General features: G+C 72.8%; 17 protein-coding genes. 10 read left to right on the forward strand and 7 right to left on the reverse strand.

Annotation, left to right across the window (positions count from 1 at the left end):
- Nucleotides 1-110: 110 nt before the first annotated feature.
- From leuC to ACFVHO_RS05285, 4 genes are all read left to right on the forward strand, one after another.
- The gene (leuC, locus tag ACFVHO_RS05270; RefSeq protein WP_385710416.1) at nt 111-1,535 is read left to right on the forward strand and encodes a 3-isopropylmalate dehydratase large subunit; all 1,425 of its coding nucleotides are present in this window, start codon (nt 111-113) and stop codon (nt 1,533-1,535) included.
- A 6-nt stretch (nt 1,536-1,541) separates the two neighbouring features.
- Nucleotides 1,542-2,138: a 3-isopropylmalate dehydratase small subunit gene (gene leuD, locus ACFVHO_RS05275; protein WP_385710418.1), complete on the forward strand. Its 597-nt coding sequence runs from the start codon at nt 1,542-1,544 to the stop codon at nt 2,136-2,138.
- A 283-nt stretch (nt 2,139-2,421) separates the two neighbouring features.
- On the forward strand, nt 2,422-2,658 hold the full coding sequence (locus ACFVHO_RS05280) for a hypothetical protein (protein WP_385710420.1): 237 nt from the start codon (nt 2,422-2,424) through the stop codon (nt 2,656-2,658).
- Nucleotides 2,659-2,848: 190 nt separating this feature from the next.
- Nucleotides 2,849-3,541 carry an HU family DNA-binding protein gene (locus ACFVHO_RS05285; protein WP_385710422.1) on the forward strand — a complete coding sequence of 231 codons (693 nt, stop codon included), beginning with the start codon at nt 2,849-2,851 and terminating at the stop codon, nt 3,539-3,541.
- Between the two features lie 123 nt (nt 3,542-3,664).
- On the opposite strand, the gene ACFVHO_RS05290 is transcribed toward ACFVHO_RS05285, so the two are convergent.
- Complete coding sequence (locus ACFVHO_RS05290; protein WP_385710424.1) at nt 3,665-3,868, reverse strand: hypothetical protein; 204 nt, start codon at nt 3,866-3,868, stop codon at nt 3,665-3,667.
- A gap of 13 nt (nt 3,869-3,881) precedes the next feature.
- Nucleotides 3,882-4,529 carry a 2-phospho-L-lactate guanylyltransferase gene (cofC, locus tag ACFVHO_RS05295; protein ID WP_385710426.1) on the reverse strand — a complete coding sequence of 216 codons (648 nt, stop codon included), beginning with the start codon at nt 4,527-4,529 and terminating at the stop codon, nt 3,882-3,884.
- 229 nt (nt 4,530-4,758) lie between these two features.
- On the opposite strand from cofC, the gene ACFVHO_RS05300 reads away from it, so the two are divergent.
- The 3 genes from ACFVHO_RS05300 to ACFVHO_RS05310 are packed head-to-tail and all read left to right on the forward strand — an operon-like array spanning nt 4,759 to nt 7,772.
- On the forward strand, nt 4,759-5,559 hold the full coding sequence (locus ACFVHO_RS05300; RefSeq protein WP_385710428.1) for a lysophospholipid acyltransferase family protein: 801 nt from the start codon (nt 4,759-4,761) through the stop codon (nt 5,557-5,559).
- Nucleotides 5,556-6,566 carry an NAD(P)H-dependent glycerol-3-phosphate dehydrogenase gene (locus tag ACFVHO_RS05305; RefSeq protein WP_385710430.1) on the forward strand — a complete coding sequence of 337 codons (1,011 nt, stop codon included), beginning with the start codon at nt 5,556-5,558 and terminating at the stop codon, nt 6,564-6,566. The genes ACFVHO_RS05300 and ACFVHO_RS05305 overlap by 4 nt, the downstream gene beginning before the upstream one ends.
- A gap of 60 nt (nt 6,567-6,626) precedes the next feature.
- Nucleotides 6,627-7,772 (forward strand): D-alanine--D-alanine ligase family protein, encoded by a 1,146-nt coding sequence (locus ACFVHO_RS05310; protein ID WP_385710432.1) that lies wholly within the window; start codon nt 6,627-6,629, stop codon nt 7,770-7,772.
- A gap of 19 nt (nt 7,773-7,791) precedes the next feature.
- Here the strand turns inward: ACFVHO_RS05310 and ACFVHO_RS05315 are convergent, their stop codons facing one another.
- The gene (locus ACFVHO_RS05315) at nt 7,792-8,289 is read right to left on the reverse strand and encodes a DUF3515 domain-containing protein (protein WP_385710434.1); all 498 of its coding nucleotides are present in this window, start codon (nt 8,287-8,289) and stop codon (nt 7,792-7,794) included.
- Nucleotides 8,290-8,309: 20 nt separating this feature from the next.
- Nucleotides 8,310-8,543 (reverse strand): Lrp/AsnC family transcriptional regulator, encoded by a 234-nt coding sequence (locus ACFVHO_RS05320; RefSeq protein ID WP_016642988.1) that lies wholly within the window; start codon nt 8,541-8,543, stop codon nt 8,310-8,312.
- Between the two features lie 215 nt (nt 8,544-8,758).
- On the opposite strand from ACFVHO_RS05320, the gene ACFVHO_RS05325 reads away from it, so the two are divergent.
- A complete protein-coding gene (locus ACFVHO_RS05325; RefSeq protein ID WP_030361945.1) occupies nt 8,759-9,727 on the forward strand; it encodes a thiamine-phosphate kinase in 969 nt (322 codons plus the stop codon).
- On the forward strand, nt 9,724-10,614 hold the full coding sequence (gene thiD / locus ACFVHO_RS05330) for a bifunctional hydroxymethylpyrimidine kinase/phosphomethylpyrimidine kinase (protein WP_385710436.1): 891 nt from the start codon (nt 9,724-9,726) through the stop codon (nt 10,612-10,614). Before ACFVHO_RS05325 ends, thiD begins: the two co-directional genes overlap by 4 nt.
- Here the strand turns inward: thiD and ACFVHO_RS05335 are convergent.
- The 3 genes from ACFVHO_RS05335 to rpmB all read right to left on the reverse strand — a co-directional run bounded on the left by ACFVHO_RS05335 (nt 10,539) and on the right by rpmB (nt 15,401).
- Nucleotides 10,539-11,984 (reverse strand): FAD-dependent monooxygenase, encoded by a 1,446-nt coding sequence (locus ACFVHO_RS05335; RefSeq protein WP_385710438.1) that lies wholly within the window; start codon nt 11,982-11,984, stop codon nt 10,539-10,541. The two genes, thiD and ACFVHO_RS05335, sit on opposite strands and share 76 nt — an antisense overlap.
- A gap of 23 nt (nt 11,985-12,007) precedes the next feature.
- On the reverse strand, nt 12,008-15,112 hold the full coding sequence (locus ACFVHO_RS05340; RefSeq protein WP_385710440.1) for a BTAD domain-containing putative transcriptional regulator: 3,105 nt from the start codon (nt 15,110-15,112) through the stop codon (nt 12,008-12,010).
- Between the two features lie 103 nt (nt 15,113-15,215).
- Nucleotides 15,216-15,401, reverse strand: a complete 186-nt coding sequence (gene rpmB / locus ACFVHO_RS05345) for a 50S ribosomal protein L28 (RefSeq protein WP_030195073.1) — start codon at nt 15,399-15,401, stop codon at nt 15,216-15,218.
- A gap of 269 nt (nt 15,402-15,670) precedes the next feature.
- Between rpmB and ACFVHO_RS05350 the strand changes: the two genes are divergently transcribed.
- A complete protein-coding gene (locus tag ACFVHO_RS05350; RefSeq protein WP_385710442.1) occupies nt 15,671-17,467 on the forward strand; it encodes a DAK2 domain-containing protein in 1,797 nt (598 codons plus the stop codon).
- Nucleotides 17,468-17,901: the final 434 nt, after the last annotated feature.

Consider the following 17,901-nt stretch of genomic DNA (forward strand, 5'->3'; position numbering starts at 1 on the left):
CAGACCAACGGATTCGCGGCCGTCGTCCGGCACGCAGTCACGAGGGGTACGGCGTCGGCAAACTGATTCTCTAGTTGGGCCGGCGCACGACGCCGGTCGGAGGGAAAGCGATGGGTAGGACTCTCGCGGAGAAGGTCTGGGACGACCACGTCGTCCGGCGCGCCGAAGGCGAGCCCGACCTCCTCTTCATCGATCTGCACCTGCTGCACGAGGTGACCAGCCCGCAGGCGTTCGACGGCCTTCGGCAGGCCGGGCGCCAGGTGCGGCGCCTCGATCTCACCATCGCCACCGAGGACCACAACACCCCGACCCTCGACATCGACAAGCCCATCGCCGACCCCGTCTCCCGCGCCCAGCTGGAGACGCTGCGCAAGAACTGCGCCGAGTTCGGCGTCCGGCTGCACCCGCTGGGCGACGTCGAGCAGGGCGTCGTCCACGTGGTGGGACCGCAGCTGGGACTGACCCAGCCCGGCACCACGGTGGTCTGCGGCGACTCCCACACCTCCACGCACGGCGCCTTCGGCGCGCTGGCCTTCGGCATCGGCACCTCCCAGGTCGAGCACGTCCTCGCGACCCAGACGCTGCCGCTGGCCCGCCCCAAGACCATGGCCATCACCGTCGACGGCGAACTGCCCGACGGCGTCACCGCCAAGGACCTGATCCTCGCCATCATCGCCCGGATCGGCACCGGCGGCGGCCAGGGCTACATCCTGGAGTACCGCGGCCCGGCCATCGAGAAGCTCTCGATGGAGGCCCGCATGACCATCTGCAACATGTCCATCGAGGCCGGCGCCCGCGCGGGCATGATCGCCCCCGACGAGACGACCTTCGCGTACATCAAGGACCGCGCCCACGCCCCGCAGGGCGCCGACTGGGACGAGGCCGTCGCGTACTGGCGGACGCTGCGCACCGACGACGACGCCGTCTTCGACGCCGAGGTCTACATCGACGCCGCCGAGCTGTCGCCGTTCGTCACCTGGGGCACCAACCCCGGCCAGGGCCTGCCCCTGTCGGGACACGTCCCCGACCCGGCTTCGTACGAAGACGCTTCGGAGCGGCTCGCCGCCGAAAAGGCCCTGGAGTACATGGGGTTGAGCGCCGGACAGCGGCTGCGGGACATCAAGGTGGACACCGTCTTCGTAGGCTCCTGCACCAACGGCCGTATCGAAGACCTCCGGTCGGCCGCAGCCGTCCTCGGCGGGCGCAAAGTCGCCGACGGCGTACGGATGCTGGTGGTGCCCGGCTCGGTGCGGGTCGCCCTGCAGGCCGTCGAGGAGGGCCTGGACAAGGTGTTCACCGCGGCCGGAGCCGAATGGCGGCACGCGGGCTGCTCGATGTGCCTGGGCATGAACCCCGACCAACTCGCCCCCGGCGAGCGCTCCGCGTCCACGTCCAACCGCAACTTCGAGGGCCGCCAGGGCAAGGGCGGACGCACCCATCTGGTGTCGCCGCAGGTCGCCGCCGCCACCGCGGTCACCGGCCATCTGGCCTCGCCCGCCGACCTCGCCGACGCCCCCACGACCGCCGGAGTCTGATCAGCCATGGAAGCCTTCACCACCCACACCGGCCGGGCCGTACCGCTGCGCCGCAGCAACGTCGACACCGACCAGATCATCCCCGCCCACTGGCTGAAGAAGGTCACCAGGGACGGATTCGAGGACGGGCTCTTCGAGGCCTGGCGCAAGGACGCCGACTTCGTGCTCAACAAGCAGGAGCGACAGGGCGCCACGGTCCTGGTCGCCGGACCCGACTTCGGCACCGGCTCCTCCCGTGAGCACGCCGTCTGGGCCCTGCAGAACTACGGCTTCAAGGCCGTCATCTCGGCCCGCTTCGCCGACATCTTCCGTGGGAACTCGCTCAAGAACGGCCTGCTCACGGTGGTTCTGGAGCAGTCGACCGTGGACGAGCTGTGGGCCCTGACGGAGGCCGACCCGAACGTCGAGATCACCGTCGACCTGCGCGAACGCCAAGTCCGCGCCCCGGGCGTCACCGCCTCCTTCGAGCTGGACGAGAACGCCCGCTGGCGACTCCTGAACGGCCTGGACGACATCAGCATCACCCTCCAGAACGAGCAGGACATCGCGGTCTACGAGTCCCGGCGCCCCGCCCACAAGCCGCGCACCCTGCAGGCCGTCTGACCCGCTTCCCCCGGGCGGCCCAGCGAGCCTTCGCGAGTTGCCCCGGAGTGCTCCGGCACCCGATGTACCCCCAATCGTGGACGGTTGGGGGTACATCTGTGTCCGGCCCCCGTATGCCCCCCGATGACCTGAACGGGTGGTCTCAACTGCCTTGATCTGAGGGGCAGAAGAGGCCTGAAATCCACTTGCACCCCGAGGTTGCGGTTATCCTCAGATGGGCGCCGGAGGAGGGTAGTTACCCCCTGCGGAGGCGACAACTCGCCCCAGATGGCACAATCGGTGCATGGGACGCGACGACCAACTCGAGCTCTACGGACTCGTGGCGGACCAGTTGAAGGAAGCGCACTCCCGAGTGCGCGCACTGCAAGTCCCGGAGGGCGTACGGATGGCGCTGACCCGGAAGCTGCTGGTCATTACGGCCGCGGCCAAACACGATCTCGCCGATGCGGCAAGGCGTCTGGAGCGGTTGACGGCGTACCTCGACGACGGCGACGAGGGCCGAATCCCTGAAGACGACTGAGTGGCGGGCCCCAACGGGCCTGCTGGGTCGCGACGGGCCTCAACGGACCTTCGAGGAACTCCTCGAGAGCCCAGGTCGTTGCGGCACAAGGGTGATTAGCCCGTTTCGTGTTTGATTTGCGGTATATATCTGCCTAACGTGCGAAAAAGCCTGGCACATTCGCTCAGGCAATGTCTCCGAAGGGGAAGACGTGAACAAGGCGCAGCTCGTAGAAGCGATTGCCGACAAGGTCGGTGGCCGTCAGCAGGCCGCCGACGCCGTGGACGCGGTTCTGGACGCCATCGTCCGTGCCGTCGTCAGTGGAGACCGTGTTTCGGTCACCGGCTTCGGCTCGTTCGAGAAGGTCGACCGCCCGGCCCGGTACGCCCGCAACCCGCAGACCGGGGAGCGCGTGCGGGTCAAGAAGACCTCGGTGCCCCGCTTCCGCGCGGGCCAGGGCTTCAAGGACCTGGTGAGCGGCTCGAAGAAGCTCCCGAAGAACGACGTGGCCGTCAAGAAGGCGCCCAAGGGCAGCCTCTCGGGTGGCACTTCCTCGCGGACCACCGTCAAGAAGGCGGCCGCCAAGAAGGCCACCACCGCCAAGAAGGCCACGGCGAAGAAGACGACGGCGAAGAAGACCACCGCCGCCAAGAAGGCCACCACCGCCAAGAAGGCGGCGACGGCCAAGAAGGCCACGACCGCCAAGAAGACGGCGAAGACGGCCACGGCCAAGAAGACCACGGCCAAGAAGACGGCGAAGGCCGCCACGGCGAAGAAGACCACCGCCAAGAAGGCCGCCGCCAAGAAGGCGCCCGCCAAGAAGGCCACGGCGAAGAAGGCGCCCGCCAAGAAGTCGACGGCGCGCAAGACCACCGCCAAGAAGGCCACCGCCCGCAAGAAGTAAGGGCAGAGGGCACTCACGCGCCGGGCCGGGCTCCCCCTGGGGAGCCCGGCCCGCGGCGTGTTCGGGGACCCGGGGGACTCAGGGGGCCCGGGGGATTCAGGAGGCCCGGGGGACTCGGGGGGCTCAGAACGTCTGCAGCGTCACCAGCGTGATCCGGCGCCCCTCGCCCTCTCCGGCCACCTCGATGCGTACGCGCTGGCCGGGCCTGAGCAGCCGCAGACCGCCGGCGTCGAACGCCGGGGCGTCGAAGGGCACCGGCGTGCCGTCGTCGAGGAGCACGCTGCCGGTGCGGGTGTCGGAGTCGTACGTGTACGCGGTGGCCTGCATGGGGGAAGCGTACTCAGTCCGGGATCAGCAGCCCGGCGGCGGCCGCCGCCGTGTGCGGGCCCACGCCCAGGGCGAGCGCGGCCCGCAGGTCGTCGCCGGTGTCCACGTCCTGGCGTACGGAACCGGCGTACCCGAGGTCGTCGAGGTCGTCGAGTTCCACCGCGCCCGAGTCCCGGTGGCGGGCGCGGGACGGGCCGCCGAATTGGGGGTCCAATTCCGTGCCGGACCCCGCGGTGAGCAGCGTCGTGCCGATTCCCGCGGCGTCCGGGAGAAAAGCGCGGGGGAATGGGGCGGCGGCGTCGAGGACGCGGGCCAATTCGCGGGGGCGCAGCGCGGGCAGATCGGCGTTGAGGGCCGCCACGGGTGCCTCGGGGCGCCGGGAGCGCACCTGGAGGGCCGCGTGCGCCAGCGCGGCGTTGAGGCCGTCTCCCGGGGCGTCGGGGACGACGTGGGCGCCGAGCGCGGTCAGTTCGCGGCCCGCGCGGACGTCGTCCGTGACGACCACCACATCCCGCACCGACGGGCAGGCCACCGTCGCGGCCACCGTGTCCTGCGCGAACGCGAGGGCGAGCGCGGGCCGCAGGCCGTCCCCGGCGGCGGGCGCGAGACGGCTCTTGGCCCGCTCCAGGGGCTTGAGCGGTATCACCACGGTCCACTGCACGCCCGGCTCCGTCCTTCGCGTGAGCCCATTGTGACCTGGGCGAAGGGGGCGGACGGGAGCCGGGGTGCGGGGGTGGCCGCCGGTGCGGCGGGCCGGTGCCCGGCGCGCACGGGCCAGGCGGGGCGTGACGGGGGGAGGGCGGACGGGTGGGCGTACGGTGTTCTCGACAGGACGGCAGCCTGGGGCGACACTTGTGCGGCCGACCAGGCTCATGGAGGAAGGTGTCCGAGTGTCCCGCCGCAGAATCGGCTTCTGGTACCGCTTGGCGGCGGTCATCGCTAAACCGCCGCTGTTGGTTCTGATCAAGCGGGACTGGCGGGGAATGGAGAACATTCCGGCCGACGGCGGTTTTATCACCGCCGTGAACCACAATTCCCATCTCGACCCGTTCGCGTACGCGCACTTTCAGTACAACACCGGGCGGGTCCCGCGTTTCCTCGCCAAGCACGGGCTCTTCAAGAAGGGCTTCGTCGGGGCGTTCATGCGGGGCACCGGGCAGATCCCGGTCTACCGCGAGACCACCAACGCGCTGAGCGCCTTCCGGGCCGCCATCGAGGCCGTCGACCGCGGCGAATGCGTGGCGTTCTACCCCGAGGGCACCCTCACCCGCGACCCCGACCTGTGGCCCATGACGGCCAAGACGGGCGTCGCGCGCGTGGCCCTGCAGACCAAGTGCCCGGTCATTCCGGTGGCCCAGTGGGGCGCCAACCACGTCCTGCCGCCGTACGCGAAGAAGCCCGACGTGCTGCCCCGCAAGACGCACCACGTACTCGCCGGTGAGCCGGTGGACCTGGCGCGCTTCTACGACAAGGAGATGACCCCGGACCTCCTGAAGGAGGCCACCGAGGCCATCATGGCGGCCATCACCGAGCTCCTGGAGGAGCTGCGCGGCGAGCAGGCCCCGCAGAAGCGTTACGACCCGCGTGAGGTTCGTCTCGCGCAGCGCCGCAAGGCCAAGGAGACCTCCGCCGACGGGAACTCCGCCGCCAGCAGCCGTACAGAGCAAGGCAGTTCGGAGGAGAGCAAGTGACCCGATCCCTGAAGGCCGCCGTCTTCGGAACCGGTTCGTGGGGGACGGCCTTCGGGATGGTCCTGGCCGACGCCGGCTGCGACGTCACCCTGTGGGCCCGCCGCGCCGAACTCGCCGACGCGGTCAACTCCACCCGCACCAACCCGGACTACCTGCCGGGCGTCGAGCTGCCGCGGAACCTGACCGCGACCACCGACCCGGCCGCCGCCGCGGCCGACGCCGACTTCACCGTGCTCGCCGTGCCCTCGCAGACGCTGCGCGGCAACCTCGCCGCCTGGACCCCGCTGCTCGCCCCCGACACGGTGCTCGTCTCGCTGATGAAGGGCGTCGAGCTGGGCTCCGCCATGCGCATGAGCGAGGTCATCGAGGACGTCACCAAGGCGCCCGCCGAGCGGATCGCCGTCGTCACGGGACCCAACCTGGCCCGGGAGATCGCCGCCCGCCAGCCCGCCGCGTCCGTGGTCGCCTGCACCGACGAAACGGTCGCCCAGCGCCTCCAGGCCGCCTGCCACACGCCGTACTTCCGGCCGTACACGAACACCGACGTCGTCGGCTGCGAGCTCGGCGGCGCCGTCAAGAACGTCATCGGGCTCGCCGTCGGCATCGCGGACGGCATGGGGCTCGGCGACAACACCAAGGGCTCGCTCATCACGCGCGGGCTCGCCGAGACCACCCGGCTCGGCCTCGCCATGGGCGCCGACCCGCTGACGTTCTCGGGGCTCGCGGGCCTCGGCGACCTGGTGGCCACCTGCTCGTCGCCGCTCTCGCGCAACCACACCTTCGGCACCAACCTCGGCAAGGGCATGACCCTGCAGGAGACCATCGCGGTCACCAAGCAGACCGCGGAGGGCGTCAAGTCCTGCGAGTCCGTCCTCGATCTGGCCCGCAGGCACGGCGTCGACATGCCGATCACCGAGACGGTCGTCGGGATCGTGCACGAGGGCACGCCGCCGCTGGTCGCCCTCAAGGAGCTGATGTCGCGCAGCGCCAAGCCCGAGCGCCGCTGACCCGCTGGTCACGGGCGGCACACTGACGGAGCCTTGGCCAGCGGGTACGCTCAACGCGATATGAGCAGCGAGAACCTCCCCCAGAGCCCCCGCAAGCCGCGTGTGGCCGTCGTGTTCGGCGGCCGCAGCTCGGAGCACGGCATCTCCGTCGTCACCGCCGGTGCCGTACTGCGTGCCATCGACCGGACCAAGTACGACGTGCTGCCGATCGGCATCACGACGGACGGGCGCTGGGCGCTGACCGCGGACGACCCCGACCGGATGGCCATCGCCGACCGCAAGGTCCCCAGCGTCACCGAGCTCGCCGAGTCCGCCGACGGCGGCGTCGTCCTGCCCGTCGACCCGGGCAACCGCGAGGTCGTCTACAGCGAGCCCGGCGCGGTGCCCAAGGCGCTCGGCGAGGTCGACGTGGTCTTCCCGATGCTGCACGGCCCCTACGGCGAGGACGGCACCCTCCAGGGGCTCCTGGAACTGTCCGGCGTGCCGTACGTGGGCGCGGGCGTGCTCGCCTCGGCCGTCGGCCAGGACAAGGAGTACATGAAGCGGGTCTTCACCTCCTTCGGGCTGCCCGTCGGCCCGTACCTGGTGATCCGCCCCCGCGAGTGGCAGCGCGAGGAGAAGAAGGCCCGGCAGCGCGTCGCGGACTTCGCGGGCGAGCACGGCTGGCCGCTGTTCATCAAGCCCGCGCGCGCGGGCTCCTCGATCGGCATCACCAAGGTCGACTCCTTCGAGGGCCTCGACGAGGCCATCGCGGAGGCGCAGCGCCACGACCCGAAGATCATCGTGGAGGCGCTGCTCCGCGGCCGCGAGATCGAGTGCGGCGTCCTGGAGTTCGAGGACGGACCGCGCGCCAGCGTGCCCGCCGAGATCCCGCCGGTGCAGGCGCACGACTACTACGACTTCGAGGCGAAGTACATCGACTCGACGCCCGGCCTGGTGCCCGCCCCGCTGACGGCCGAGGAGACCGCCGAGGTGCAACGGCTCGCGGTCGAGGCCTTCGAGGCGGCGTCCTGCGAGGGCCTGGTGCGCGCGGACTTCTTCCTCACCGAGGACGGGCGGTTCGTCATCAACGAGATCAACACGATGCCGGGCTTCACGCCGATCTCCATGTACCCGCAGATGTGGGAGAAGAGCGGCGTCGGGTACGCGGAGCTGGTGGACCGCCTCATCCAGTCGGCGCTCTCCCGGTCCACCGGGCTGCGCTAGGACCTGGCCCTCCGGGGCGCTACGCCACGCCCTTGGGGATGGTCTTCTTGACGGGCGCGGCGAAGTCCGTGAGCGGGCCGAGACCGTTCTCCGTCCGCTCCTTGGGCAGCGTCACCTCTACGTAGGCGAGGCGCAGCGCGGTGGTGAAGACGTACGAGCCGTCGTCGCGCTTCTGCAGCAGCCAGGCCACGTCGTTGACCTTCACGCCGTCCGACTTGGCCACATCGGGATCGGACATCTCGGGGGGCCGTTCCACGCCGCAGCGCAGTATGATCGCCGGGTCTCCCCACCCGGCGGTCAACTCCGACTTCGGTCCGGGATCGGTGCGCTCGAGACCGTCGACCTTCTTCGGGAGCTGCGCGCGCAGATCCCGGCAGAGCCCCGCGGCCTTCGCTGCCGGGGACGGAACCACCACCGACGCTGTGTCGTCCGTTGATGAGCAGGCCGTTGACGCGAGCAGCGTTGCGCAAGCGGCCGCGCCTATGAGACTGCGGCGCCGGAGACGGGGGATGTTCACCGGGCCAGGGTAGACGGGGGCTACAAGTGCACGACCGGGCAGGTCAGGGTTCTGGTGATGCCGTCCACTTGCTGGACCTTGGCGACCACCATGCGGCCGAGTTCGTCGACCGTGTCCGCCTGCGCGCGCACGATGACGTCGTAGGGGCCGGTCACGTCCTCGGCCTGGATCACTCCCGGGATCTTGCCGATCAGCTCGGCGACGGTCGACGCCTTGCCGACCTCGGTCTGGATCAGGATGTACGCCTGTACCACGGAACCTCCAGGGCGGCCACGAGGATCATGTGGGGAGAAGGGACGCCACGGTACCGCGTCGCCGCTCGCCACGGGGAGACCCGGGGGAGCTGTGGCGCGCACATCGCGGCGGACGGACAACACAGGTTGACGGCTCCGTCGACCGTACCGACGACAGGGACGGCTCGCGACCGCAAGCGGACCGCGGCGACCGTGGCAGAAGGAGCAGCACGCGCATGAAGGGCACCGTCGGCGAGTTGGGCGAGTTCGGGCTCATCAAGGAGCTCACCTCGCGGCTCACCTCCACCCCGGCCGTACGCCTCGGCCCCGGCGACGACGCCGCCGTCGTGGCCGCCCCGGACCGCAGGGTCGTGGCCAGCACCGACATCCTCCTGGAGGGCCGGCACTTCCGCCGCGACTGGTCCACGGCCTACGACGTCGGCCGCAAGGCCGCCGCCCAGAACCTCGCCGACATCGCGGCCATGGGCGCCGTGCCCACCGCGATCCTGCTCGGCCTCGTGGTGCCCGCCGAGCTCCCCGCGAGCTGGCCCATCGAGCTCATGGACGGCCTGCGCGACGAGTGCCAGGTCGCGGGCGCGGCCGTGGTCGGAGGCGATGTCGTACGCGGTGACACGATCACCGTCTCGATCACCGCGCTCGGCGACCTGCGCAACCACGAACCCGTCACGCGCGCGGGCGCCCAGCCCGGCGACGCCGTCGCCGTCACCGGCTGGCTCGGCTGGTCCGCCGCCGGGCACGCGGTGCTCTCCCGCGGCTTCCGCTCGCCGCGCGCCTTCGTGGAGGCCCACCGCAGGCCCGAGCCGCCCTACCACGCGGGCCCCGCCGCCGCCGGGCTCGGCGCGACCGCCATGACGGACGTGAGCGACGGCCTGATCGCCGACCTCGGCCACATCGCCGAGGCCAGCAAGGTGCGCATCGACATCCGCTCCGGCGACGTGGACGTGCCCTCGCAGATGAACGACATCGGGCAGGCCGTCGGCGTCGACCCGCTGCAGTGGGTGCTCAACGGCGGCGAGGACCACGCGATCGTGGCGACGTTCCCGTCCGACGTGAAGCTGCCCGCCCGCTGGAAGGTCATCGGCGAGGTCCTCAACCCCTCCGCGCAGCCGCAGGTCACGGTCGACGGCGCGCCCTGGACCAGCAAGGGCTGGGACCACTTCGGGGAGAACGGCGGCGACGCGTGAGCGCGGCGGGCCCGGGCGGTACGCCCGCCGCGGCCCGTACCGCCCGTACGGCGCCGCCCCGGGTGCTCACCGTCGCGGGCTCCGACTCCGGGGGCGGGGCCGGGATCCAGGCCGACCTGAAGACGATGCTCGCGCTCGGCACGCACGGCATGAGCGTCGTCACGGCGGTCACGGCGCAGAACTCCCTGGGCGTGCAGGGTGCTTGGGAGCTGCCCGTGGAGGCGGTGCGGGCGCAGTACCGCAGCGTCGTCGACGACATCGGCGTGCAGGCCGTGAAGACCGGCATGCTCGCGTCCGCCGAACTCGTCGAGGCGGTCGCCGACTTGCTCGCGGCCACGGCCGCCCCCGCCGTCGTCGATCCGGTCGGCGTCTCCAAGCACGGCGACTCGCTGCTCGCGGCGTCCGCGCTCGACTCGGTGCGCACGAAGCTCCTTCCGGTCGCCACGGTCGCGACGCCCAACCTCGACGAGGTCGCCCAACTCACCGGCGTCGAGGTCGACTCGGAGGACGGTCTGCGGCGCGCGGCGGCCGCCCTCCTCGCGTACGGGCCCCGGTGGGCGCTCATCAAGGGCGGCCACCTCAGGGGCGACGCCGTGGACCTGCTCACCGACGGCTCCGAAGAGCACTGGCTGCGCGCCCCGCGCCACGACAACCGGCACACCCACGGCACGGGCTGCACCCTCGCCAGCGCCGTCGCGGCGCAGCTCGCGAAGGGGCAGACCGTGCCGCAGGCCGTGGCGGCCGCCAAGGAGTACGTCACCGGGGCGATCGCCGCCGGGTTCGCACTCGGCGGCGGGATCGGGCCCGTGGATCACGGCTGGCGGTTCGGGGACGGCTCGGAGGTCTTGGACGGCACACGCGAGACGGACGGCACGCGCGGCTCGTAGGCGGCGTCTCCGTAGACCGCGTCTCCGTAGACCGCTTCTTCGCAAACGGGGTACTCCTTGAGGTCGATTCCGTTGGCCGCTCTCTCCGTAAGACGCTTGAAGAAGCCCGCGAGGAAGCGGGAGCTCAGCATCCGGTAGGCCCGGTCGCGGCTGCGGATCTTCTTCTCCGTGGGCGGCGCCAGGAAGGGGCCCGCGTTGCCCGAGGTCTTCTGGCAGCCCTTCGCGTAGTCGCGGACCTCCGCCTCGTACGCCGCGAAGGCCGTCCTGTGGTCCCCGTGCGCGAGGGCCAGCTCACCGGCCAGGACGTACGCGCACACGAGTGCCGTGCCCGTGCCGATGCCGCCCATCGTGGCGCCGTACCCGGCGTCTCCGAGGAGTACGACGCGCCCCTGGGACAGACGGTCGACGTGGATCTGCGCGATCGCGTCGAAGTACAGGTCGTCGGTCTCCTCCAGGGCCTTCAGGACCTGCGGCGCGTGCTTCCAGCGCATGTCGGCGAACTTCTCGGCGAGGATCCGCTTCTGCGCCGCGACGTCGCGCCGGTCGTGGTCGAGCCGCTCGGACCGGAAGACGAGGCCTGCGCCCGCGCGGTGCGGGTCGCCGTCGTAGTTGCAGATGTCGATCATCCGGCCGGGGTCGCTGTGGATCCGGGCCGTGCGGTTCAGGCCCAGGTGGTTGGGCATGCCGAAGCCCGCGACGTAGTAGCCGAGGAAGCGCAGGTACTTCGACTCGTCGCCGAAGACGAGGCGGCGGGTGTGCGAGTGCAGGCCGTCCGCGCCGACGACGAGGTCGAAACGGCGGGGAGCGCCGCGCTCGAAGGTGACGTGGACGCCGCCGGTGCTCTTGGTGCTCCCGGTGCTCTCCGTGCCCTCAGCGCCCTCGGGGGTCTCGGTGAGGCTCGCCACGGAGTCCCCGAAGACGTACTCCACGTGGTCCCGGGTGCGCTCGTACATGATCTTGGAGAGCTCGCCGCGGAAGATCTCCACGTCGCCGCTCATCAGGAAGGCGGGCAGGTCCACCTGCTCCCGGTCGTCGGCGTCGACGACGATCTGGCGTCCCATGCGGGTCTGGCGGCGGTGCACCTCGTCCCAGATGCCCATGCGCTCCAGGACGGTGCGGTGCGCGTGGCCCCGGAAGTCGACCGCGAAGCCGCCCTCGCGCAGGGCGGGCGCCTTCTCCACGACGGTGACCCGGGCGCCGTACCGGGACAGCCACAGGGCGAGCGCGGGGCCGGCGACGCTGGCCCCGGAGATGAGGACGTCGAGGTGGGCGAGGGGGCGGGCGGGCCGCGCGGTGCGGGTGGTGGCCGTCGGGCGCGTGGGCGTCGGGTGCGTGGCCGTCGGGTGCGCTGGCGGCGTCGAGTTCGTCATGCCCCGAGACTCGGCGGAGGCGCTTACCGGGGGCGTACCGTCGGCTGACGGGGGCTTACCGCAGCCGCTCCTTCCCGGCGGCCCGCCAGGAAGGCCTCCTCGTACGCCGCCGGGCCCAGCCGCGCGCGAGCCGCCTCCTGGACCGGTACGACGTCCGGGTGGCCCTCGATCAACGTGCCCCGGATGCCCGCCGCGGCGCCCAGGAGCCGGGCGGCGTCCCGAGGGTGCGCCGCGGCCGCAGCCAAGGCCTCCGCCACCTCGGCCAGTTCGCCCACGCCCGGGGCGTCGACGGCCAGCACGCGGGCCTGCTCGAACCAGTCGGCGGCCTCCTCCGGGCGGGACTCGGCGAGCGCGGCGCGGCCGAGGCCGGTGAGGACGCGCGTGGTCTCCGCCACGCTGAACCAGTTGGCGGCGCACGCCTGGAGGGCGTCTTCGTAGTACGCACGCGCGCGTGCCGTGTCGCCGCGCAGCCGGGCCACGTCCCCCAGACCGCGCCGTGCCGTCGCCACCTTGTCGCGCACGCCCACGGCACGTGCCCGCTCCTCCGCCTGCCGGAAGTGGTCCGCCGCGTCCTCCAGGGCGCCGCCGTGCAGCAGGACCGTCGCGCGCTGGTGCAGCAGGTCGCCGGTCTCCTCCGGGGCGCCGAGTTCGACGACGTGGGCGAGGCCCTCGTCCAGGAGCTCCAGGGCGCGGGCCCGCTCCCCGCGCCAGTCGGCGAACATCGCGAGCGGGTCCAGGCAGTTGGCCATGCCCCAGCGGTCGCCGTTCTCCCGGAAGGCCGCGAGCGCCCGCGCGAAGGCCGCCTCGGCGTCCCGCGGCCGCCCGGCGAACAGCTCCTGGAAGCCCTGCCCGAGGTCCAGCAGGGCCCGCCCCCACAGGTGGTCGCCGACCTGCGCGCGCACCCGCTCCTCCATGGCCCGCCGCGGCCCGCCCGCCAGCGACCAGAGCACGATCAGGAACGGCAGCCGCAACGGCCCCTCCAGGGACGTCAGCAGGGCGTCGGCACGCGCGACCCGCTCCGGTTCGGCGGGGTCGTCGCCGTCGCCCGCGATCGTGTTGACCAGACACAGGACGTACTCCTCCGCGAGCCCTTCCGGAGGGTGCGGCCCGACGGCCGAGAGGAGGCCCGACGCGAGCGTGGTGCGCTCTCCGTAGTGGCCGCGCAGCCGCCAGTACCAGGACAGCGCGGCCAGCATGCGCAGGCCCTCGTGCGGTTCGGTGCGCGCCAGGTGGCGCAGGGCCGCGTCCAGGTTGCCGTGGTCGGCGGCGAGCCGGTCAAGCCAGGGGAGCTGCTCGGCGCCGTGCAGCAGCGGCGCGCCCCGCTCGGCGAGGCGCAGGAAGTGCGCGGCGTGCGCGGCGCGCAGCCTGTCCTCGATGCCCGCCTCGGCGAGCCGCGGGGCGCAGAAGGCGCGGATGGTCTCCAGCATCCGGTAGCGGCCGCCCACCACCTCGACGAACGACTTCTCCACGAGCGAGGCCAGCAGGTCCTCCGGGTGCGGGAGCCCGCAGACCGCCTCCACGGCGTCGAGCGTGGCCCCGGCGGGGAACACGGTGAGGCGCGCGGCAAGCTCCCGCTCCTCGTCGTCGAGCAGGTCCCAGCTCCACTCGACGACGGCGTGCAGGGTGCGGTGGCGCGGCGCCTTCGTGCGGTCGCCGCGCGACAGGAGCCGGAAGCGGTCGTCGAGGCGCGCGGCCAGCTCGTCGAGCGTGAGGGTGCGCAGCCGGGCGGCGGCCAGCTCGATGGCCAGCGGAAGGCCGTCGAGCGCGGCGCACAGGGAGCGCACCAGGCCGCCCTGCTCCGGTCCGCCCTCCGCACCCGCACCCGCCGTCCGGGCGGCGAAGTCCGGGCGTACGGCCGCCGCGCGCTCCAGGAAGAGTCGGTCGGCGGGCCCGGCGGGCAGCGGCGGCACCGGGCACAGCGCCTCCCCGGTGATGCCGAGCGCCTCCCGGCTGGTGGCGAGGACACGGACACCGGGGCAGGCGCCGAGCAGCAGCCCGGCGACCCGCGCCGCGTCGTCGACCAGGTGCTCGCAGTTGTCGAGGACGAGCAGCAGCTCCCGCCCCTCCAGGGCGGCGAGCAGCCGTTCGGTGGCGTCGCCCCCGCGCGCGTGGAACCCGTCGGGCACCCCCAGGGCGCCGAGGATCGCGTACGTGACCCGCTCCCCGTCGGCCAGCGGCGCCAGCTCCACGAAGCACACGCTCCCGGGCCCGCCGCCCCGTGCCCCCTCGGCCCGCCCGCTCTCGCGCTCCCGCGCGGCCTCCAGGGCGAGCCGGGTCTTGCCGGTGCCGCCCGGCCCGGTGAGCGTCACGAGGCGGGCGCCGTCGAGGAGGGCGTGGACGCGCGCCAGCTCCTCCGCGCGGCCGACGAGCGGGGTGAGCGGCGCGGGCACGGCCGGGGCACGGGTCGGCTCGGCGCCGCGCAGCAGCTCCAGGTGGAGCGCGGCGAGCTCCGCCGACGGATCGGCGCCCAGGTGCCGCGCGAGGACGCCACGCGCCTCGTCGAACACCGTGAGGGCCTCCGCGGGCCGCCCCGCGGCGTGCAGCGCCCGCATGAGCTGCCCGTACAGCCGCTCGCTCAGCGGATGGGCGGCGATCAGCTCCCGCAGTTCCGGTACGAGGCCGGGGCCGCCGCCGGTCGCCAGGCCGGCGTCCACCCGGTCCTGCACGGCGGCGAGCCGGAGCTCGTCGAGCCGGGTGCCGTGCGGGTGCGTCCCGGGCAGGTCGGCGAGCGCGGGCCCGCGCCACAGGCCGAGCGCCTCTTTGAGGAGGGCGGCGGCCCGGGGATGGTCCCCGGCGGACAGCGCTCGGCGGCCCTCGCGGGCCAGGCGTTCGAAGCGGTGGGCGTCGACGTCATCGGGGGAGACGGCCAGGCGGTAGCCCGTGGCGGTGGTCTCGATGCCGACGCCCAGGCGCTTGCGCAGCCGGGACACCTGGGACTGGAGCGCGTTCGCGGCGCCCGCGGGCGGCCGCTCCCCGTAGAGGCCGTCGGTCAGGCGCTCGGCGGAGACGCTCCGGTCGGCGTCGAGGAGGAGCAGGGTGAGCAGGGCCCGGGGGCGGGGGCCGCCGGGATCGACGGGCGAGCCGTCCGGGGTGCGGATGTCGAGGGGCCCGAGGATGCCGAAGCGCATCCGCCAGATTCTGGCAGGCGCCTGCGCGGGCATACGAAAAAGCCGGCCCTCCCGAAGGGGGACCGGCTTTTCAGCAACCGGCTAGGTGGCCGCGCAGAAAGCGTCAGCGCGAGACCTTGCCGGCCTTGATGCACGAGGTGCAGGCGTTGAGGCGCTTCGGCGTCCCGCCGACCACGGCACGCACGCGCTGGATGTTCGGGTTCCAGCGACGGGGCGTACGGCGGTGCGAGTGCGAGATGTTGTTGCCGAAGCCCGGCCCCTTGCCGCAGACGTCGCAGTTGGCAGCCACGGGTCACTCCAAAGACTTCAGATGCACTTACGGTTAAACCCGGCATGCCGGGATCAGTGCAATGATCGGAGTGGCGTTGCCAGGAGGAATGGCCCGATGCGTATCGGGCAACCGGAGCAGCATACAACGACTGCTTCGGTACAACGAAACTACCATGTCTCGCCCTCGGCCCCACCCCCCGGACCTCCTCCGGCCCAGGTCTACGCTGCGTCCCACCATCCCGTTGACGTACGACGGAGGCGTCCCGCGACGCTCCTAGGAGGCGACCGTTGCCGCAGAACCTCGACGCTGTCGCAGTCCGCGCGTGGAGCGTGCTCGCTCTGGACGCGCTGGGACAGGCCCGCGAGGAGATCGACGCGATCAACGTCTATCCGGTCGCGGACGCGGACACCGGGACCAACCTCTACTTGACGATGGAGTCGGCCTCCCAGGCCGTCGACGCGGTGTTCACGGGCCTTGAACCGGCCAGGCCGGAGCTCACCGAGGCGATCCGGGCGATGGCTCACGGGGCGCTGATCGGGGCGCGCGGCAACTCCGGGACGATCCTGGCGCAGTTGTTGCGGGGGATGGCGCAGGTGCTGTCGTCGGAGGGCGACGGTGACAGTGACGGTGGCGCGAATAGTGACGCACATCACGCTGCTGCCGATGCCGATGCCGATGCCGATGCCGATGCCGATGCCGATGCCGATGCCGATGCCGCGCGCCTCGCGCTCGCGTTGGGGCGCGCGTCCCGGTCGGCGTACCGCGCGGTGGCGCACCCCGTGGAGGGCACGGTCCTGACGGTCGCCAAGGCCGCCGCCGAAGCGGCCGACGCCGCCGCGACGGCCTCGGGGGACTGCGCCGCGGTGGCGCGGGCGGCGTACGAAGGCGCCTGCGCGGCCCTTGACGCGACTCCGGGCCAGCTCGCGGTGCTCGGGCGCGCGGGCGTGGTGGACGCGGGCGGACGGGGCCTCGTGGCGGTTCTCGGGGCGCTGGTGGGGGCGCTGTCGGGGGAGAGCGTACGGCCGCGGGCGGCGGTGGGCGGCCACGCGCGCGTGGAGGCTGCCGACCGGGCCCAGCGCGGCCCGGGCCACGCACCCGGGCCGAGCCAGGACGGGCCCGCGGAACCCGCCACGTGCGCCGACGCCGCCGCCGACGGGGCGGGCCCCGCCTTCGAGGTCATCTACCTCCTGGAAGCCGACGACGCGGCCGTCGACCGACTGCGGGCGAAGCTGGACGGGCTCGGCGACTCGCTCGTGGTCGTCGGCGGCGACGGCCTGTGGAACGTCCACGTCCATGTCGACGACGCGGGCGCGGCCGTCGAGGCGGGCGTCGAGGCGGGTCGGCCGTACCGCATCCGCATCACCCACTTCGGGCTCGGTGACGCCCACACCGTGCGCGCGCAGACGCCGCCCCAGGAGCGAGTCCAGCGCGGCATCGTCGCCGTCGTACCGGGTGACGGCCTCGCCGCCCTGTACGCCGAGGCCGGGGCGACCACGGTGCCCGCGCGCGCGGGGGAGCCGCCCGCCAGTGGTGAGCTGGTCGAGGCGATCCGGCGGGCGCACGCGCGCGAGGTGGTGCTGCTGCCCAACGACGCCGGGCTGCGCCACACCGCGGCGGCGGCCGCCGAACAGGCCCGCTCCGAAGGCGTACGGGTCGCGCTGATCCCCACCCGCTCGGCGGTCCAGGGCATCGCCGCGCTCGCCGTGCACGAGCCCGACCGCCGCTTCGACGAGGACGTCGTCGTCATGACCTCGGCCGCCGGGGCGACCCGCTACGCCGAACTGGCCGTGGCCGAGCGGCAGTCGTGGACGACGGCGGGCATCTGCCAGGCCGGGGACGTGCTCGGCCTCATCGACGGCGACGTGGCGGTCATCGGCCCGGAGGTCGGGGCCACCGCGGCGGCCGTGCTCGACCGGATGCTGGCGGCGGGTGGCGAGATGGTGACGCTGGTCCTCGGGGACGAGGTGTCCGACGCGGTCGCCGAGTCCCTGGAGAAGCACGTACGCGACGGCCACCTGGCCGTTGACACGGTGCTCTACCGGGGCGGGCCCCAGTCGGCCCTCCTCCTCATCGGCGTGGAGTGACCCCTCGGCCACCGCACCCCCGCTATCGGCGCTCCGCGCCTCGTCCTCAATCGCCGGACAGGCTCTCCCCCACCCACCCGCCCAAACTTGCACCAGCAGACCAACAGCCCGGCACCTTCTGCCCCACATCGGCGAAGTTCCCAGCCCGTGGTGGAGACCCCCTGCTCCTTAAGAGCTCGTTTGGGGGAGCCTGAGGCCGAGGTGCGAAGCACCGATCCGGCGGAGGCCCGTCCCACCCGCACGGAACCCCCACCCCCTCCCAGCCCGTCCGGCGCTTGAGGCCAAGGCGCGGAGCGCCGATACGGCGTGGGCCTGTCCCACCCACCCACGAACCCCCACCGCTCAGCCCGTCCGGTGCCTGAGGACGAAGCACGGAGCGCCGATACGGCGTGGGCCTGTCCCACCCACCCACGAACCCCCACCCTCCCAGCCCG

The organism is Streptomyces sp. NPDC127108 (assembly GCF_042677545.1).
GTDB lineage: Bacteria > Actinomycetota > Actinomycetes > Streptomycetales > Streptomycetaceae > Streptomyces.